We start from the raw sequence: 14,943 nt of genomic DNA, 5'->3' as shown, positions 1-14,943 counted from the left end.
TTCAGCATGGGAAAACTCAGCGTTGGGGCATCGCCCAGGCGACGCTGGCCACTATAGCAGTGTAGCCGGATTGCACAGGATTCAACTCTGCGCGGGCAGGCTCAGCAGCTCGCGGCCCACGTCGCGAAAGCAGGGGCTACCGGCCAGCGCCATGCTGAGGTCGAGGTCGGCGAGCAGGCGCTGGACGACTTCCGCGACCCCTTGGCTGCCGGCCAGCGCCAGCCCCCAGATATATGGCCTTCCCAGCAGCACGGCGTCGGCGCCCAGCGCCTTGGCCTTGAGGATATCGGAGCCGCTGCGGATACCGCTGTCGAAGAGCACCGGCAGATCGTCACCCACCGCGTCGCGCACCATGGGTAGTGCGTCCAGGGCGGCCAGCGCACCGTCAACCTGGCGTCCGCCGTGGTTGGAGACGACGATACCGTCGGCACCGTGGGCCACGGCCTGGCGCGCGTCCTCGGGGTGCATGATCCCCTTGAGCAGAATCGGCAGGTCGGTGGCGTTGCGTAGAATCTCCAAATCCTTCCAGGTCTTGCTCGGGTCGGTGAATTCCTGGCTCCAGCGCCGGATCGAGGGAAACATATCGTCTTCCGGAGCGGCTTCCAGGCCGTCGCGGAACACCGGGTCGGTGATGTAGTTGGCCAAGCCCTGGCCCTTCAGGAACGGCAGAAAGGCACTGGTCAGGTCACGCTCGCGCCAGGCCATCATCTTGGTGTCGAGGGTCACCACGATGGCCTGATAACCGGCGGCTTCGGCACGCTGAATCATGCTGATGGCCAGTGAATCGCTGCGGGGCCAGTAGAGCTGAAACCAGCGTGGTGTATCCCCCAGCACCTCGGCGATCTTCTCCAGCGGATGCGAGGAGACGGTGGAAAGAATCTGCGGCACGTCGAGCTGTCTGGCGGCCTGAGCCACTGCCAGTTCCGCCTCGGGGCAGATGATGCTCTGCACGCCGATCGGGGCGAGCAGCAGCGGAGTGCGGTAATGATGGCCGAACAGCTCGACACTCAGGTCTCGCTGAGAAACGTCGGTAAGCATGCGTGGCAGGATCGGGTAGCGCTCGAAGGCTTCCCGGTTGGCACGCATGGTGGCCTCGCCGGCACCGCCTGCCACGTACCAGTAGGATTCCGGTGGGAGAATCGCCCGTGCAGCGGCTTCCAGCTCCTCCATGCGCATCGGTAAGCGCGGCCGCTCGCCTCTGAGACCGTTACGATAGATTTGCAACTGGTAGTCGCCATAATGACGAAGTGTACTCATTGTCCTGCTCCCGGGATCGGTTTGTTATTGGCGGAGCGTCAGCGTATATGACGCTGCATTAGAATCAGCGGTTACGGATAAATCAGGACAGCAGATAGAGCGTGAGCGATTCCGCTACGCAAGCGGGCCGCTCGCTGCCCTCGAGTTCAATGGTCACCTCGCTGCAGACCATGCAGCGGTTGTCGCCGTTGGGCTCGACCGATTTCAGCCTGAGCCGTGAGCGAATGCGTGAACCCGCCGGAACCGGGGTGGGAAAGCGGACCTTGTTGAGGCCGTAATTGATACGTGCGGCGACACCTTGCACATCGAAGAGTCCCTGACTCAGCTTCGGCAACATCGATAGCGTGAGGAAGCCGTGAGCGATGGGGCCGCCCATGGGTGACTCGCGCCTGGCACGCTCGACATCGATATGGATCCATTGATGATCGTCGGTGGCGTCGGCGAAGCGCTGGATGCGTTCCTGGGGGATTTCGATCCAGTCGCTGACGCCCATTTCACTGCCGACCAAGCCTTTGAGTTCTTCTATGTCCTTGAGGATTCGCACGCGGCGTCACTCCCAATCGCTTCGTTTTAATTGGAATTGCATTTCGCTTATGTGCTTGGTTGTACCTTACGCAGGTGCGCAGAGGCAAGCGGGAGGGGGCCCGTTGTCACCCCACCATAGTAGGGGGCTTCTACGGGATGCACCGCAAAGGGGCGGAAAACGACGGGGAGGACTGGCGAAAGATCTAGGGTCTGTTGACATTTCAGCGCGAACCGCGTTGCTGCGTCAATGGCGCCAGGCAAGGCGCGGAATGCAGAGAAGGGGGGGGCCCTTGTCAAATCCCGCAACGCGGCATGGCGCCATTTGCCGCGTAACCTCGGCGGCCCCACCCGAAGGGCCGGGCCTGTTTTCGCACGGTGCGGCGTTATTCGTCGTTCATTTGAAACAATCAAACCACTCTCCTCATGCCTTGCCCCGCCCAAAAACTGGCTCCGGCGCGGCCGTGCATGAAACGTCAACAGACCCTAGGGCGTGTCGGTCGCGTCGTGGACCGTGAGGTGGCGTGGCTGATGACGCAGGAAGGGGGCCATGCGCTCGGCAGTGCTTTCGCCGACGTGGCAGAGCTGATCGGCAATCTCGGCATACTGTCGCAACACGGGGTCGGCGATGCGCAGGCGCGCCGAGTCGTCCTGAGCCTCGTCGGCTTCCTCGGCCAGCCATTCGAATAACCGCGCCAGGCGCGTGTAGTTGGGGTCGCCACGGCCGGTGTTGCCGCGTAGGGCGTCAATGGCCAGACAGCGCAGCACGCTGCGCTTGTTGGGGTCGAGGCTGTCCTTGTCGAGCAGGGCTTCCGCTTGATGAACGAAGCGCTCCATCAGCTGCGCCATTTCCGTGGTCCGTTGTTGGCGCATCTGATTTTCCAGGCTGACATGCAAGGCTCGTTGCTGTGCGGTCAATCCTTGGGTCAATACAATCAATAGAATTAGCAACGCCATGACAACGCCCAGTGCCACGGCATACAGCCCCAGCGAGGGCAGCACCGAGACGGGCAGCGGCCAGCTCAACTCGCTGGCGGCGAGTCCCAGGCCGCCGAGCATCAGCGTGGCGAACACGATCGCGGTAATTGATTTTTTCGAGGCCATCGGCATCCTGGAGAATCGGTGCAACGTCTTCTAAATGAAGAGCGTTCATACGCTATCGGCGATGCCCGGAAAAGCTTGAGCCCATTGTTGCCACTAGAGGTTCTCCCTGCCCGCTTCAGCGAAGAAACCAGCCTTTCATGATCGCAGCGACATGACGCAGCTCTTCGGGGGAGGTGACATAGGCCGGCATGGTATATAGCCAGCGCCCGAAGGGACGCAGCCATACGCCACGCTCGCGGGCGTACTCCTGTACGCCGTGCAGTGCATCGGCATCGTGCGTTTCGATGACGGCGGCGGCGCCCAGCACCCGGACAGCCTCGACCTCAGGATGGGCACGCAGGGCGGCATCCTCACTAAGTGTTTCGCGCAGCACGGTATTGAGCCGCGAGATCTTGTCCAGGTAATTCTCCTCCTCGAACACCGCCAGACTCTCCAGCGCGACCCGGCAGGCAAGCGGATTGCCCATGAAGGTGGGGCCGTGCATGAAGGCGTGGCCGGAGTCATCGCTCAGGAAGGCGTCGAATACCCGCGAGGTTGCCAATGTGGCGGCGTGCCCGAGATAGCCGCCTGTCAGGCCCTTGGAGAGCACCATGATGTCCGGCGTCACGCCGGCATGTTCGGCGGCGAAGAGTTTGCCGGTACGCCCGAAGCCGGTGGCCACCTCATCGAAGATCAGCAGTACGCCGAATTCGTCGCACAGTTCGCGCGCAGCGCGTAGATAGTGGGGCGAGTACATGTTGAGCCCGCCGGCGGCTTGCAGTAGCGGTTCGACCAGCAGGGCCGCGAGTTCGCGATGATGACGCTCGAACATGTCACGCAGCGCGGCGATATCGGCCGCGACTGCCTCGGCAGGGGCATCGAAGACGGCGGTGGGTGCCGGGGCGAAATGGTGCCGCGGCAGGAAACCCGAGAATAGCGAGTGCATGCCCTCCTCGGGGTCGCATACCGCCATGCAGCCCGTGGTGTCGCCATGATAGGCGCGCATCAGCGATAGCATGCGATGCCGGTCGCGGTGTCCGGTCTGCACCTGGTACTGCACCGCCATCTTCATGGCCACCTCCATACCCACCGAGCCGCTATCGGAATAGAACACATGATTGAGCCCCGGCGGGGTGACACGGACCAGAGCCTCGGCCAACTGCTGGGCCGGGGTGTGGGTCATCCCGCCGAGCATCACATGGCACAGCGTGTCGGCTTGGGACTTCAGGGCTTCGATCAGGCGCGGATGGCCGTAGCCGTGGATCATGCACCACCAAGAGCAGGTCGCGTCGAGCAGTCGCTCGCCCCCGGCCAGTTCCAGCCAGGGGCCGTGACCACCGACGATCTCCAGCGGCGGTGGCTGGGTCTGCATCTGGGCGTAGGGATGCCAAAGCGTGTGGGACATAAGGGTCACTCAAGTGGAATCAGCGGATATGAGACGGTAGCTGCAGATGCTTTGCGGCATGTTCGGCGGCCTGCGTCGTGCCGAGTGTCTCGCTGTCGTGCTGCCAGGGCAGCATCCCCAGGCAGGGTGCGGGAAGCCGCAGGTTCAGGGTGTCGAGGGTGTCCTGCGCCGAGTACATGGCAGGGTCGACGCGGTTGGCGATCCACCCGGCAATATGCAGTCCGTCACGTTCGATGGCCTCGCAGGTCAGAACGGCATGGTTGATGCAGCCCAGTTTCACGCCCACCACAACGATGACGGGAAAGCCCAGCGCACGGGCCAGAGCGCTCAAATCCTCGTCATCGTTCAGCGGCACGCGCCAGCCACCGGCGCCCTCGACCAGTACCAGGTCGCGGATGAGCGCCAGTCCCGGGGCGAGGCTCGCCAGGAGTCGCTGGACATCCAGCCTTTCCCCGGCCTGGCGGGCGGCGACGTGCGGGGCGATGGCTGGGGCAAAACGCAGCGGATTGATCAGCGCGTAGTCAGGCATGGGGTTGCTCAATGCCTGCAGGGCGAGAGCATCGCCATTACGCAGACCCTCGGATGTCATTCGGCAATCCGAGGCGAGCGGCTTGAGGCCCAGGGTGGACAGCCTTTGCTGCTGTGCCTTGGCCAGCAGCGCGCAGGCGCTGTAGGTCTTGCCAATTTCGGTATCGGTGCCGGTAATAAAGTAGCGATTCATTTCCTCAGCTCCAGGGTCAGACGACGGTAAGTGACCGGCAAGCCTTGAGCGGTGCGTAGTGCCTCATAGCGCTGGGCGGCGCGAGCGATATCGCCTCGGGTCAGATGGGCGCCGGGGCGTGCAAGCTGAGCCCCGATGCCCTTGATGGAGGCAGTGACGGCGCGCAGGTGGGGATAGTGATAGCACTCAACGACTCGCTCGAGGACGACCCCTTCAAAGCCCGCATGATGGACGGCACGTTCCAGACTTGCGGCGCTGGCGAAGGCTGACGTCGTCCCGCCATCATGTCCCCATGCGTGGCGCACCTCATGCAGCGAGCCGGGTTCGAGCGTATTGATCAGCGCCGTGGCGCGCGGTGCCATGACGCGCCACAGTTCGGCCATTAGACGCGCGGGGTGGCGGCACCACTGGATTGCCAGGTTGGAAAACACCAGATCGACACTGGCATCCCGCAGCGGCAATGCCTCGGCATCGGCGCACAGCCAATCGCAACTGTCTCCATGGCGGCGGCGTGCCTCGGCGAGCATCCCGGGCGCGATATCCAGGCCTAGCGTGCGGGCCGCGGCGGATGGATCCGCCTGGCGGTAATGCCCCGCAAGCCGGGCACTCCAGTGGCCGGGGCCGCAGCCGAGATCGACGATTCGCGAGGCACTCGCGGGCAGCCGCCGCCAAAGGGCTTCACCCATGGTGTGCTGGGCATGGGCACGGCTGACATAGTGCGGTGCAGCGCGTCCGAAGGCATGCGCCACGCGACGCTGCCACTCGTCATGTTCGGATGCGGCAACGCACGGGGGCGGAACTGATGATTCAACGTCCTCAGCCATGTGCGACCTGCTGACGAGAGCCGGGCATCGCCGCGGCCAGCGCATGAATTTCCCTGGCCAACTGCTGCGGGGCGGAAATGTGTGGGCAATGGCCGCACCCCTCGAGCGTCAGCGGCGCCTGGGCTGTATCGCGCATCGGAGTGCCCGCGGTCAGAAATGGATCTTGCGTGCCGTATAGCCAGCGCACCGGACAGGGGGAATGTTTCAGAACAGGGGCAACGTCGAGCATCGCCAGTTGCTCAAGGCCGGCCCCGAGCGTGACATCATCGGCGGGAGGAGTGTCGCCGATAATCGCAAGCAGTTGCGCCAGTGCGCTGCGGGGCGAAGGTTCACCCCGCAGTTGCCAGGTGAGGAAGTGGTGCCAGGCTTTTGCCGGTGTGCGCTGAAAGGCTTGATGAAAGCGTTCCAGCTCCTGGGGCGGAATACCACCATGGGAGACAGTGTCAGTGGTAAAACGTGTGGCCATGCCGAGCATGATCAGCCCACGCGGCGCGGGAAGATAAGCGAGCAACGACGCAGCCAGTAGGGCCCCCAGCGACCAGCCGACCCACACGCTTGAGGCGGGCAAGTCATGTTGCATGGCTTCGGCCAGCGTGGCCAGGTCAGCGGGATGTCCCAGTGCGTCACGTCCGCCGTAACCCGGCCAGTTGGGGGTGCTGATACGGGTGTTCGCAGGCCAGTGAGGCTTGAGTGTCTGCCAGAGACGTGCGTCGATGCCCCAGCCCGACAACAAAACCAGGTGGGTCATGGAGAGGCGGTCTCGGCGAGATTCATCGCAGTCTCATTAGCGGCAATCTCGCCCAGCGCTCCCAGCAGCGCATCGATAGCGCACGGCTCATGTGGGGCTCCCAAGGTAATGCGCAGCCGGGCGGCGCCTCGCGGTACGGTCGGCTCGCGAATGGCGGTGACCAGAAAACCGCGTCTCTCCAGCTCACCGCTCCATGCCAGGGCGCGCTCGGCGCTGCCCAGCAGTAGCGGTTGTATCGGCGTGCCGCTTTCCAGCAGCGGTAGGCCGAGCCGGGCCGCGCCATCCCGAAAACGGGCGATATGGGTCGTTAGACGTTCACGACGTTGCGGCTCCTGTTCCATGATATCCAGCGCGGCCAGGGTGGCACTGGCCACTGCGGGCGACTGGGCGGTGGTATAGAGATAGGGTCGGGCCCGCTGAATCAAGGTGTCGATGAGAAGTTCGTCGCCGGCGACGAAGGCGCCCGAGGTACCCAACGCCTTGCCCAGTGTGCCGACCAGGACCGGAACGTCATTGGTCGAAAAGCGCGTTCCCACGCAGCCGTCACCTTGACTGCCGAGCACGCCAAGGCCGTGGGCATCGTCGATCATCAGCCAGGCATCGAAGCGTCGACAGAGCGCGGCAAGACCGGCGATATCGGCGACATCGCCATCCATGCTGAATACGCCATCGCTGACCACCAACGCCTCATGGCCGCGGCGGCGTTCGAGCAGACGCGCCAGGTCATGCAGGTCGTGGTGATGGAAACGGCGCTGGCGCGCGCCGGACAGCCGAGCACCATCGAACAGTGAGGCATGGTTGAGCCGGTCCTGGAATACATCGTCATGCGAGCCTAGCAAGGCCTGCAGGGTGCCCAGGTTGGCCATGTAGCCGGTGGAGAACAGCAGCGCCCGGGGGCGTCCGGTCAGGGCTGCCAAGCGCTCTTCCAACGCGTGGTGTGGAGCCAGATGACCGTTGACCAAGTGCGAGGCGCCGCCGCCCACACCGAATTGCCGGGCGCCCTTGGCCAGAGCATCCGCCACTCGGGAATCGCTAGCCAGGCCCAGGTAGTCGTTGCTCGAGAAATTATGCAGCATCCGGCCGTTGCGCTCGACCCGTACTCCTTGCGGTGAGGTAAGGGTATAGCGCTGGCGCCATAGCGAGGCCGCGCGGCGCTCAGCCAAGGCCTCGGCAAGATGAGCGAAAGCCATGGCGTCAGACCCGCAGTCCGCAGGGCTTTGCCTCGCGGGCGCTGCGTTGGGTGGCGTCGTAGTAATCGATTCCCTGCTGGGCAATGGCCTCATTGAGGGCCGCCTCGCGTGCACTTTCGGAAGCGACTGTGTCGCGCATTTCGGGATGCAGACCGAGTTTGGCGAATAGCGCTCGGTCTCGTTCTGCTTGAGGATTATTGGTGGTCAATAATTTGTCGCCATAGAAGATCGAATTGGCGCCGGCCATGAAGGCGAGGGCCTGGGTCGACTCGTTCATCTGTTCGCGTCCGGCGGAGAGACGCACGTGACTGGCCGGCATCATGATGCGGGCCACGGCGATAACGCGGATGAATTCGATGGGGTCAAGATCCTCGGCCGATTCCAGCGGCGTACCGGCCACCTTGACCAACATGTTGATGGGCACCGACTCGGGGTGCGGGTCGAGGTGTGCCAGTTGCTGCAGCAATCCGGCGCGATCGCGCGGGGTCTCACCCATGCCGAGAATACCGCCACTGCAGATCTTCATCCCCGCCTCGCGAACGCTGGCCAAGGTGTCCAGGCGTTCGTCGTAGGTGCGGGTGGTGACGATCGCGCCATAGAATTCCGGCGAGGTGTCCAGGTTGTGGTTGTAGTAATCGAGCCCGGCGCTGGCCAGGCGCTTGGCCTGGGCGGTATCGACCATGCCCAGTGTCATGCAGGTCTCGAGACCCAGCGCCTTGACGCGGCGTACCATCTCTTCGACGACGTCGAGGTCGCGCTCGCGGGGGCTGCGCCAGGCGGCACCCATGCAGAAACGGCTGGCACCGGCGGCCTTGGCGGCTTGGGCCTGCTCGACTACCTTCTCGATCTCCAGCAGCTTCTCCTTGCCCAGCCCGGTGTTGTAGTGCCCGGACTGGGGACAGTACTTGCAATCCTCAGGGCAGGCGCCGGTCTTGATCGACAGCAGCGTCGAGACCTGTACCGCATTGGCGTCGAAGTGCTGGCGGTGCACCTGCTGGGCATGGAACAGCAGATCATTGAAAGGCATTGCCAACAGCGCTGCGATCTCGTCGAGAGACCAATCGTGGCGAATCGGGGCAGAATGGAAAGCTGGCATGATCAACGCGTCCGTACGGGGGGGGCAGGAATTCTCGGAACGGCACACGTCTTCCCATCAGATCAAGGTTAACCTATACCGTATATTATGTTGACTACAGGATAAGCTTGGCCATGAGTCTGTCAACCCTGCAGTATAAATAGGTTTACCATCTGGGCGCCTAAGGCGTTCCATGGCGAGAGCTTGGTGAGGACGCGCATGGAGGAAGCGCGCGTATAGTTATCGGCCTGGAGAGCCAAACGCAAAAAGGGAAATGGCGAATCGCCATTTCCCTATGCATACCATTGGTGTCGCATGATGTTACAAAACTGGCTGCTAAAAAAAGTCTCTAGAAGCGCTCGGATTACCGCGTGCCGGCGCTCTTGCCCCCCTTGCGGCCCGCTTCCTGAGCTTTCTGGGGGTTGTTCTTGAAGTTGCCGGAGCTCTTGCGGCCGCCCTTGCGTCCCGCCTCTGCAGCAAGTTCCGGGTTGTTCTTGAAATTGGTGGGACTGACTCGCCCGCCTTTGCGGCCCGCTTCGGCAGCGCGTTCAGGGTTATTGGCAAAATTCCCCGAGCTTCTCTTGCCACCCTTCTTGCCGGCTTCGGACGCGAGTTTGCGATCGTCCTTGAAGGTGCCGGACCCTTTCTGAAGTGTTGTCATCTTCAATCTCCGTCGTGTCATGGGAGCCTGGTGGTGATGAGAAGATCACCATCAGACAGGGCATCACCCGAACAGCACATGCAGGGCCTCGAACGCAAAGAGTTCCTTTTGACTTGGCTGAAGTACCGACGCTCGCCGACTCTTCAGATAAAGTCTAATCCCCCGGAAACGTATTACGGCGTTGATCCAATATTTTCCGTTGGACAACATAATGCATGCTGGTGTATCCCCGAGAAGCAATGTCCGGCTGTCATTCCTATTGACCTGGTGCATTGCCTAATGATGAATCTAGCAAATCGGAGCCGAGGAACAAGCAAGCAAAGCGAAGCAAAACGTAAGCTTTTTTATGTTCTGCCGTTTTTGTTTTAATTTACGTATCACTTTGGAAGGATGTTGGAAAAATTTATTACATAAAGGCTTGAGGTTAATCTAGGTTAGACCTTAAATAGATATAATAGAGGGCTGGCGAGGGTTGTTAAATATGCTTTTTATAATCAATGAAGCGTTATCTTGTCGATTGCGCGGGAAGTCTTATCCATGCTGGCTTGTCGACAGGCTTGCAAGCCGGAGAATTCCAGAAGGATCGAGTATCAGCGATGACATGAAAACAGCCCCGGCAATAAGCCGGGGCTGCCGGTGGTGCAAAAAAGCGGATGAACTATGCCGTTCATCCAACAGATAATTCTCAGAGCCGGTCCTTCAACAGTTTCTTGCCTTTGGTGCCCAACTCCATATAGGCGCGATGCGCTTCCTCGAAGAAATCCGCCGCTTCGTCGTCTCCCTCCTGACGGGCATCTTCTGCATACTTTCGGCTGTTTTCCGAGCCTTGCGCGGCATGATAAAGCACGCTGACCATATCGTAGTTTTTATCTTTCATCGGATCGTTTGCCATAATACCACCTCCCGATAGGCTTACATGTGGTTGGCCGATGTCATTTCCGTGCGGCAATTACTTGCTGCCTCTTTCAAAGTAGAAAAAAGGCCAGGCACTTTGTAGAGAAAAAAGCCGTGGGGAGGTAATGATTCGTCATGCGGCGGTCAGCAGGAGGCGCGGGCGGAGACGGCGCTTCTTGCGCTGTTCCTGGCGCTATGAGGCGGGTTTCAGCGGCTGCAGGGATCCTCCATCGTCTGCGTTTGCGGCGTGACACGGCGGGAGATAGCGTCAACGACAAGATTGAGCACGGCAGTGATCAACAGCAGGGCAAATGCCTGGTCGAACATCAGGTAGGCGAAGCTGGAGTCGATGTGAAAGCCCAGGGTGGCGATACCCAGCATACCCAGCAGGGCCGTTTCGCGGATAATGACCTCGGCGCGATAGAACAGCAGAGCGAGCAGGCCGGGATAAATCCGCGGCAGCAATTCATAGGCGTAGCGTCCGTTGGCGGGTAATGCCGGCATGCCCGGTTCGATGGCATCGGCATGTCGGACGACGAGAAAGGCGATCAGGGCGCCGTTATGCAAGGCCAGCGCCAGCCAGGCTGGCAACATCGACGGGCCGAGTAGCAGCAGAAAAATGAATGCCATCATCAATTCTGGCGTCGAACGCAGGCCGATGAGTACGCCCTTGCCGGCCCAGCGGGTCAGGGGATGGCCGAAATGCCGGCTGGCCAAGGGCCATGCCAGCAGTGCGATCACCAACGCGCCAGCGGTGCCCATCAATCCCAGCAGCAGGGTGTTGCCGATGGCGGGTAGCAAGTCGGGCAGTTCGGCGAACCAGGCCATCAGACCTGCCCAGTCGCCTTCACGCAGGGGGGCCGGCCATAGATCGACGCTCACGAAACGCCATAACAGCTCGCCATCCACCGCTGGCCAGGGACCCAGCAGGAAAGCGCTGGCGATCAACCACACCGGCAGTAGGCGGCGATGTCCCCACCAATGCAGGGTGGCGATGAGTAGATAGAAGCACCACAGCAGGGCACCGGCCTCGTGATAGCGGCCCTCGCGAAACGCGCTTTCGAGATGAAAGCCCAGCGTCGGAAGCCCCACGAACCCGAGCAGTACGCTGGCGCGCATGGCACACTCGAAACGGTAGCGGGTATAGGCGGCCAGCCGTGCCCAGGCCAGCGGCAATTCGGTATAGACAAAGCGTGAAACCCTATCGATACCCGGTGGCAGTGCATCGACGGGGGCGCGTGAGGTTTGGCCGAGAATTTCGGCATAGACCTTGGCGAAGATGCCGGCATAGGGAATCGCCAGGGCGGCCACGGCGGTGACAGCCGACAGACCGAAGACCTGCAGGAACAGCATGGCCCAGAAAATCTCGTGAATGGCGCGCACGAAGGCACATCCCGAGCGCACCAGCCGCGAGCGATGGAACACCAGCGCCAGCGGAAATCCCAGCACCAGCCCCAGCAGCGTTCCCCACAACGCCACGCCGATGGTCAGGGCGATGGCGGTAAACGGCGAACTCAGGCCCAGCCAATCCGGGCTGAACAGGCCGCGTGTCATACGCGCGAGTTCCGCCCATGGGTCATGCGTGATGACTTGCAGGTCGGCCAGCGGCAACAGTACCAAGCACAAGGCGATGAGAATCAGCGAGCGCCGCGCCAGTTGCAGGCTGGAGGTTCGACCGCTAAGCCAGCCGGGCGCCAACACGTTGCGCCCCTCAAGGCCATCCGACGTCAGATAGGCTCGAGCCTCGTCATGCTGGGCGAGCTCACGGGGTTGCCCAGCGGACGATGACCGACGACGTTTTGCCCAGAGGGCCTTAAGGCGCATCGAGCCCTCCACCGGCACCCTCGAGCTTGGCGTCGGGATACAGTGCGTCCAGATCGTCAAGGGACAGGTCGCGAGATGCCGCGTCGATGATCAGTGCGCCGTCGCGCAGTCCCCAGACGCGATCGAAATGCGACAGCGCCAGCTCGCGCTGGTGTAACGCCATGACGGTGGTGGAATGGCGAGCATGAATCAGGTCGAGCAGCCGCAGCGCCTGGTGAGGGTCGACGCTGGCCACGGGCTCGTCGCCCAGGAAGATGCGACGCTCCTGATAAAGGGCGCGGGCGATGGCGACGCGACTGCGCTGGCCGCCCGAGAGGCTCTCTACCGGTCGTTTGAGCAGGCCTTCCAAGCCCAGGGTCTGGCACAGTCCGTTGATCTCGTGCCAGGCGCGGCGGTTGGGCCGCATGAGGTTCCATAGATTGGCCAGCGCCGAATGGCGCTCGAGGCGACCCATATAGATGTTGTGATACACCGCAAGCGGCGCCACCAGGCCGTGGCTTTGCGGACACCAGGCGACCTGAGCGGCCAGACGCTCACGTAGGGCGGTAAGCAGTGTGGACTTGCCGGCCCCGCTCTGTCCAAGCAGGGCGACTCGCTCGCCTTCATGCAGGGTCAGCGAGAGAGCCGGTAGCACGATCCGCTCGCCGTGACCGAGGTCGGCCGCGGCGAAGGACACGAGAGAGGCAGGCACGGTTTAGCGCAACAGCTTCAGCGACTCGCCCACTTCCTCGATGGGCGCGTAATCCTCATTGGCGGCGGGAATGAACCCTTCGCGCGGGAAGCTCTCGAGCAGTTCCGGATCGCTCATGTCGAGCAGCGCCTGACGGACCTTATCGGTAAATCCCTGGCCGTACTTCTCGTCGGCATCGCCTCGCAGTGTCCACTGATAGTCGGGATAGGGCGGTGTGGCCCAGATGACATGGACCTTGTCGGTATCCACGCGACCATCGGCGACGGCAGCATCCCAGACGGTGAAATTGACGGCACCCACATCATAGGTTCCGGACTCTACCAACGAGATGGTGCGGGTATGGTCGCCCGAGAAACCGACCCGCGAGAAAATCGACTCCGGCGGCGCGTTAAACTGCTGGCGCAGATAGTGTTCCGGCATCAGGCGACCGGAAGTCGACGTCTTGGCGCCGAAGGTAAACGTCTTGCCTTCGATCGCCTCGGGCAGACTCTCTTCGGCGCGTTCGATACCGGTCGACTCATTGGCGATGAAGTAAGTGACGAAGGCACTGTCCTCGACACCCTGAGCCAAGGCCTGGGAACCGGGCACCAGGCGGCGTGCCTGAACCCCCGACAGCCCGCCGAACCAGGCCAGTTGAACCTGATCGTTACGGAAGGCGCTCACGGCGGCGCTGTAGGACTTGACCGGAACGTACTCGGCCTCCACGCCCAACTGCTCTTCGAGGTAGTCGGCGACCTTTTGAAAACGCTCCACCAGGCGCGACTGGTCTTCGTCGGGAATCGCCGTGAAGCGGAATGTGTCGGCCGCCTGGGCCAGGGGCGTCATGCTGATCAGCAGCAGGGCGGTAGTGAGCCAGCGCATGGATATCTCTCCTCGGCGAGTAGTGGATGCCCATTGTTATGACTTGGCCGGGGCGGGGCAAGCCATTCATCGCAAATCGGGCATATAAACCGTGCAAGGCGAGGCTCTAGCCGACGATAGGGTGGGCCTAGTCGTCGTTTCGGGCCGGATATCGCGTGGCCTGCAGGCTATCCTTGATCTTCTTGAGGTGACCGAGAAAGGCTTCGCCGCGCCGCAGGGTAACGCCGGTGGCCAGCACATCGATCAATGCCAGATGAATCATGCGCGACGTCATGGGCATGTAGACGTCGGTATCCTCGGGGGCGAGCACTTCCAGCGTTTCGGTACACTCCGCGGCCAGCGGCGAGTCCGGCGCGGTAATGCCCAGCACCACGGCGCCGTTGTCGCGGGCGAGGCGGGCGATCTCCACCAGTTCCCGGGTACGCCCGGTATAGGAGATGATCACGATGACATCGCCGGTGTGGGATGCCGCAGCCACCATGCGCTGCATAAGGACATCCTCGTAGGCCGCTACCGGCAGGTTGAAACGGAAGAATTTATGCTGGGCGTCCTGCGCCACCGGGCCGGAGGCGCCCAGACCGAAGAAGCTGATCTGCTTGGCCTGAATGAGATAGTTGACGGCATGTTCGATACGCGGGGCATCCAACGCGCGGCGAGCATCGTCCAGCGCGGCAATGGTGGCCCCGAAGATCTTGTCGCTGTAGCGGGCCGTGTCGTCGTCGCGCTCTACGCTTCTGCTGACATACGGCGTGCCCCCGGCTAGGCTCTGGGCTAGCTTGATCTTGAAATCGGGATAGCCTTTGGTATTGAAGTTGCGACAGAACCGGTTGACGGTCGGCTCACTGACCGAGGCCGCCTGGGCCAGGGTGGCGATACTCAAACCGGTGGCCGTGGCAGGGTCCTGCAGGATCACATCGGCGACCTTGCGTTCGGAGCGGTTGAGTTCTTCCAGCCGGGAGCGGATGCGCTCGATGAGGTCGTGTACTGCCATGCGGATCGTGTCGTTCTCTGTGACGTCGTGAATGAACTGCAGCTGACGGAGCATCCTAGCGTGAGGGCGGCGGACCGCCAATAGCACCATAGTTCCGCCAGGCCCTGGGTCGATTTTGTAGTAAGTTTACTCGGAAAAATTGCTTGGTGAGCATGTTATGACATATTTTATAGGTAAATTAACCAATCTCGAGGGG

15 protein-coding genes are annotated in these 14,943 nt (G+C 62.0%); all 15 read right to left on the bottom strand.

The genetic code is table 11. From position 1 onward, the window contains the following. Nucleotides 1–81: 81 nt before the first annotated feature. The 15 genes from ACW4DH_RS09080 to ACW4DH_RS09010 all read right to left on the bottom strand — a co-directional run bounded on the left by ACW4DH_RS09080 (nucleotide 82) and on the right by ACW4DH_RS09010 (nucleotide 14,747). On the bottom strand, nucleotides 82–1,257 hold the full coding sequence (locus ACW4DH_RS09080; protein ID WP_459636069.1) for a lactate 2-monooxygenase: 1,176 nt from the start codon (nucleotides 1,255–1,257) through the stop codon (nucleotides 82–84). 82 nt (nucleotides 1,258–1,339) lie between these two features. Next, nucleotides 1,340–1,801 (bottom strand): MaoC family dehydratase, encoded by a 462-nt coding sequence (locus ACW4DH_RS09075; protein ID WP_459636068.1) that lies wholly within the window; start codon nucleotides 1,799–1,801, stop codon nucleotides 1,340–1,342. A 464-nt stretch (nucleotides 1,802–2,265) separates the two neighbouring features. Next, the gene (locus ACW4DH_RS09070; RefSeq protein WP_459636067.1) at nucleotides 2,266–2,883 is read right to left on the bottom strand and encodes a hypothetical protein; all 618 of its coding nucleotides are present in this window, start codon (nucleotides 2,881–2,883) and stop codon (nucleotides 2,266–2,268) included. A 115-nt stretch (nucleotides 2,884–2,998) separates the two neighbouring features. After that, entirely contained in the window at nucleotides 2,999–4,267 is a 1,269-nt protein-coding gene (bioA, locus tag ACW4DH_RS09065; RefSeq protein ID WP_459636066.1) for an adenosylmethionine--8-amino-7-oxononanoate transaminase, read from the bottom strand. Between the two features lie 19 nt (nucleotides 4,268–4,286). Beyond that, nucleotides 4,287–4,988 (bottom strand): dethiobiotin synthase, encoded by a 702-nt coding sequence (gene bioD, locus ACW4DH_RS09060; protein WP_459636065.1) that lies wholly within the window; start codon nucleotides 4,986–4,988, stop codon nucleotides 4,287–4,289. Continuing rightward, entirely contained in the window at nucleotides 4,985–5,812 is an 828-nt protein-coding gene (locus tag ACW4DH_RS09055) for a methyltransferase domain-containing protein (RefSeq protein WP_459636064.1), read from the bottom strand. Before ACW4DH_RS09055 ends, bioD begins: the two co-directional genes overlap by 4 nt. Further along, nucleotides 5,805–6,560, bottom strand: a complete 756-nt coding sequence (locus tag ACW4DH_RS09050; protein ID WP_459636063.1) for an alpha/beta fold hydrolase — start codon at nucleotides 6,558–6,560, stop codon at nucleotides 5,805–5,807. The genes ACW4DH_RS09055 and ACW4DH_RS09050 overlap by 8 nt, the downstream gene beginning before the upstream one ends. Further along, nucleotides 6,557–7,750, bottom strand: a complete 1,194-nt coding sequence (gene bioF / locus ACW4DH_RS09045) for an 8-amino-7-oxononanoate synthase (protein WP_459636062.1) — start codon at nucleotides 7,748–7,750, stop codon at nucleotides 6,557–6,559. Before bioF ends, ACW4DH_RS09050 begins: the two co-directional genes overlap by 4 nt. A gap of 4 nt (nucleotides 7,751–7,754) precedes the next feature. After that, nucleotides 7,755–8,846 (bottom strand): biotin synthase BioB, encoded by a 1,092-nt coding sequence (bioB, locus tag ACW4DH_RS09040; RefSeq protein ID WP_459636061.1) that lies wholly within the window; start codon nucleotides 8,844–8,846, stop codon nucleotides 7,755–7,757. Between the two features lie 343 nt (nucleotides 8,847–9,189). Then, the gene (locus tag ACW4DH_RS09035) at nucleotides 9,190–9,486 is read right to left on the bottom strand and encodes a con-10 family general stress protein (RefSeq protein WP_459636060.1); all 297 of its coding nucleotides are present in this window, start codon (nucleotides 9,484–9,486) and stop codon (nucleotides 9,190–9,192) included. A gap of 685 nt (nucleotides 9,487–10,171) precedes the next feature. Next, entirely contained in the window at nucleotides 10,172–10,378 is a 207-nt protein-coding gene (locus tag ACW4DH_RS09030; RefSeq protein WP_459636059.1) for a hypothetical protein, read from the bottom strand. Nucleotides 10,379–10,587: 209 nt separating this feature from the next. Further along, entirely contained in the window at nucleotides 10,588–12,204 is a 1,617-nt protein-coding gene (locus ACW4DH_RS09025) for a PhnE/PtxC family ABC transporter permease (RefSeq protein WP_459636058.1), read from the bottom strand. Continuing rightward, complete coding sequence (locus tag ACW4DH_RS09020) at nucleotides 12,194–12,895, bottom strand: ATP-binding cassette domain-containing protein (RefSeq protein WP_459636057.1); 702 nt, start codon at nucleotides 12,893–12,895, stop codon at nucleotides 12,194–12,196. Before ACW4DH_RS09020 ends, ACW4DH_RS09025 begins: the two co-directional genes overlap by 11 nt. Before the next feature lie 3 nt (nucleotides 12,896–12,898). Next, on the bottom strand, nucleotides 12,899–13,756 hold the full coding sequence (locus tag ACW4DH_RS09015) for a putative selenate ABC transporter substrate-binding protein (protein WP_459636056.1): 858 nt from the start codon (nucleotides 13,754–13,756) through the stop codon (nucleotides 12,899–12,901). 127 nt (nucleotides 13,757–13,883) lie between these two features. Next, nucleotides 13,884–14,747: a MurR/RpiR family transcriptional regulator gene (locus ACW4DH_RS09010; RefSeq protein WP_459636055.1), complete on the bottom strand. Its 864-nt coding sequence runs from the start codon at nucleotides 14,745–14,747 to the stop codon at nucleotides 13,884–13,886. Between the last annotated feature and the right edge of the window lie 196 nt (nucleotides 14,748–14,943).

This window comes from Halomonas sp. WWR20 (assembly GCF_054602495.1).
Note: the sequence above shows the minus strand (reverse complement) of the source record. Positions and strands in the feature narration are given on the sequence as shown.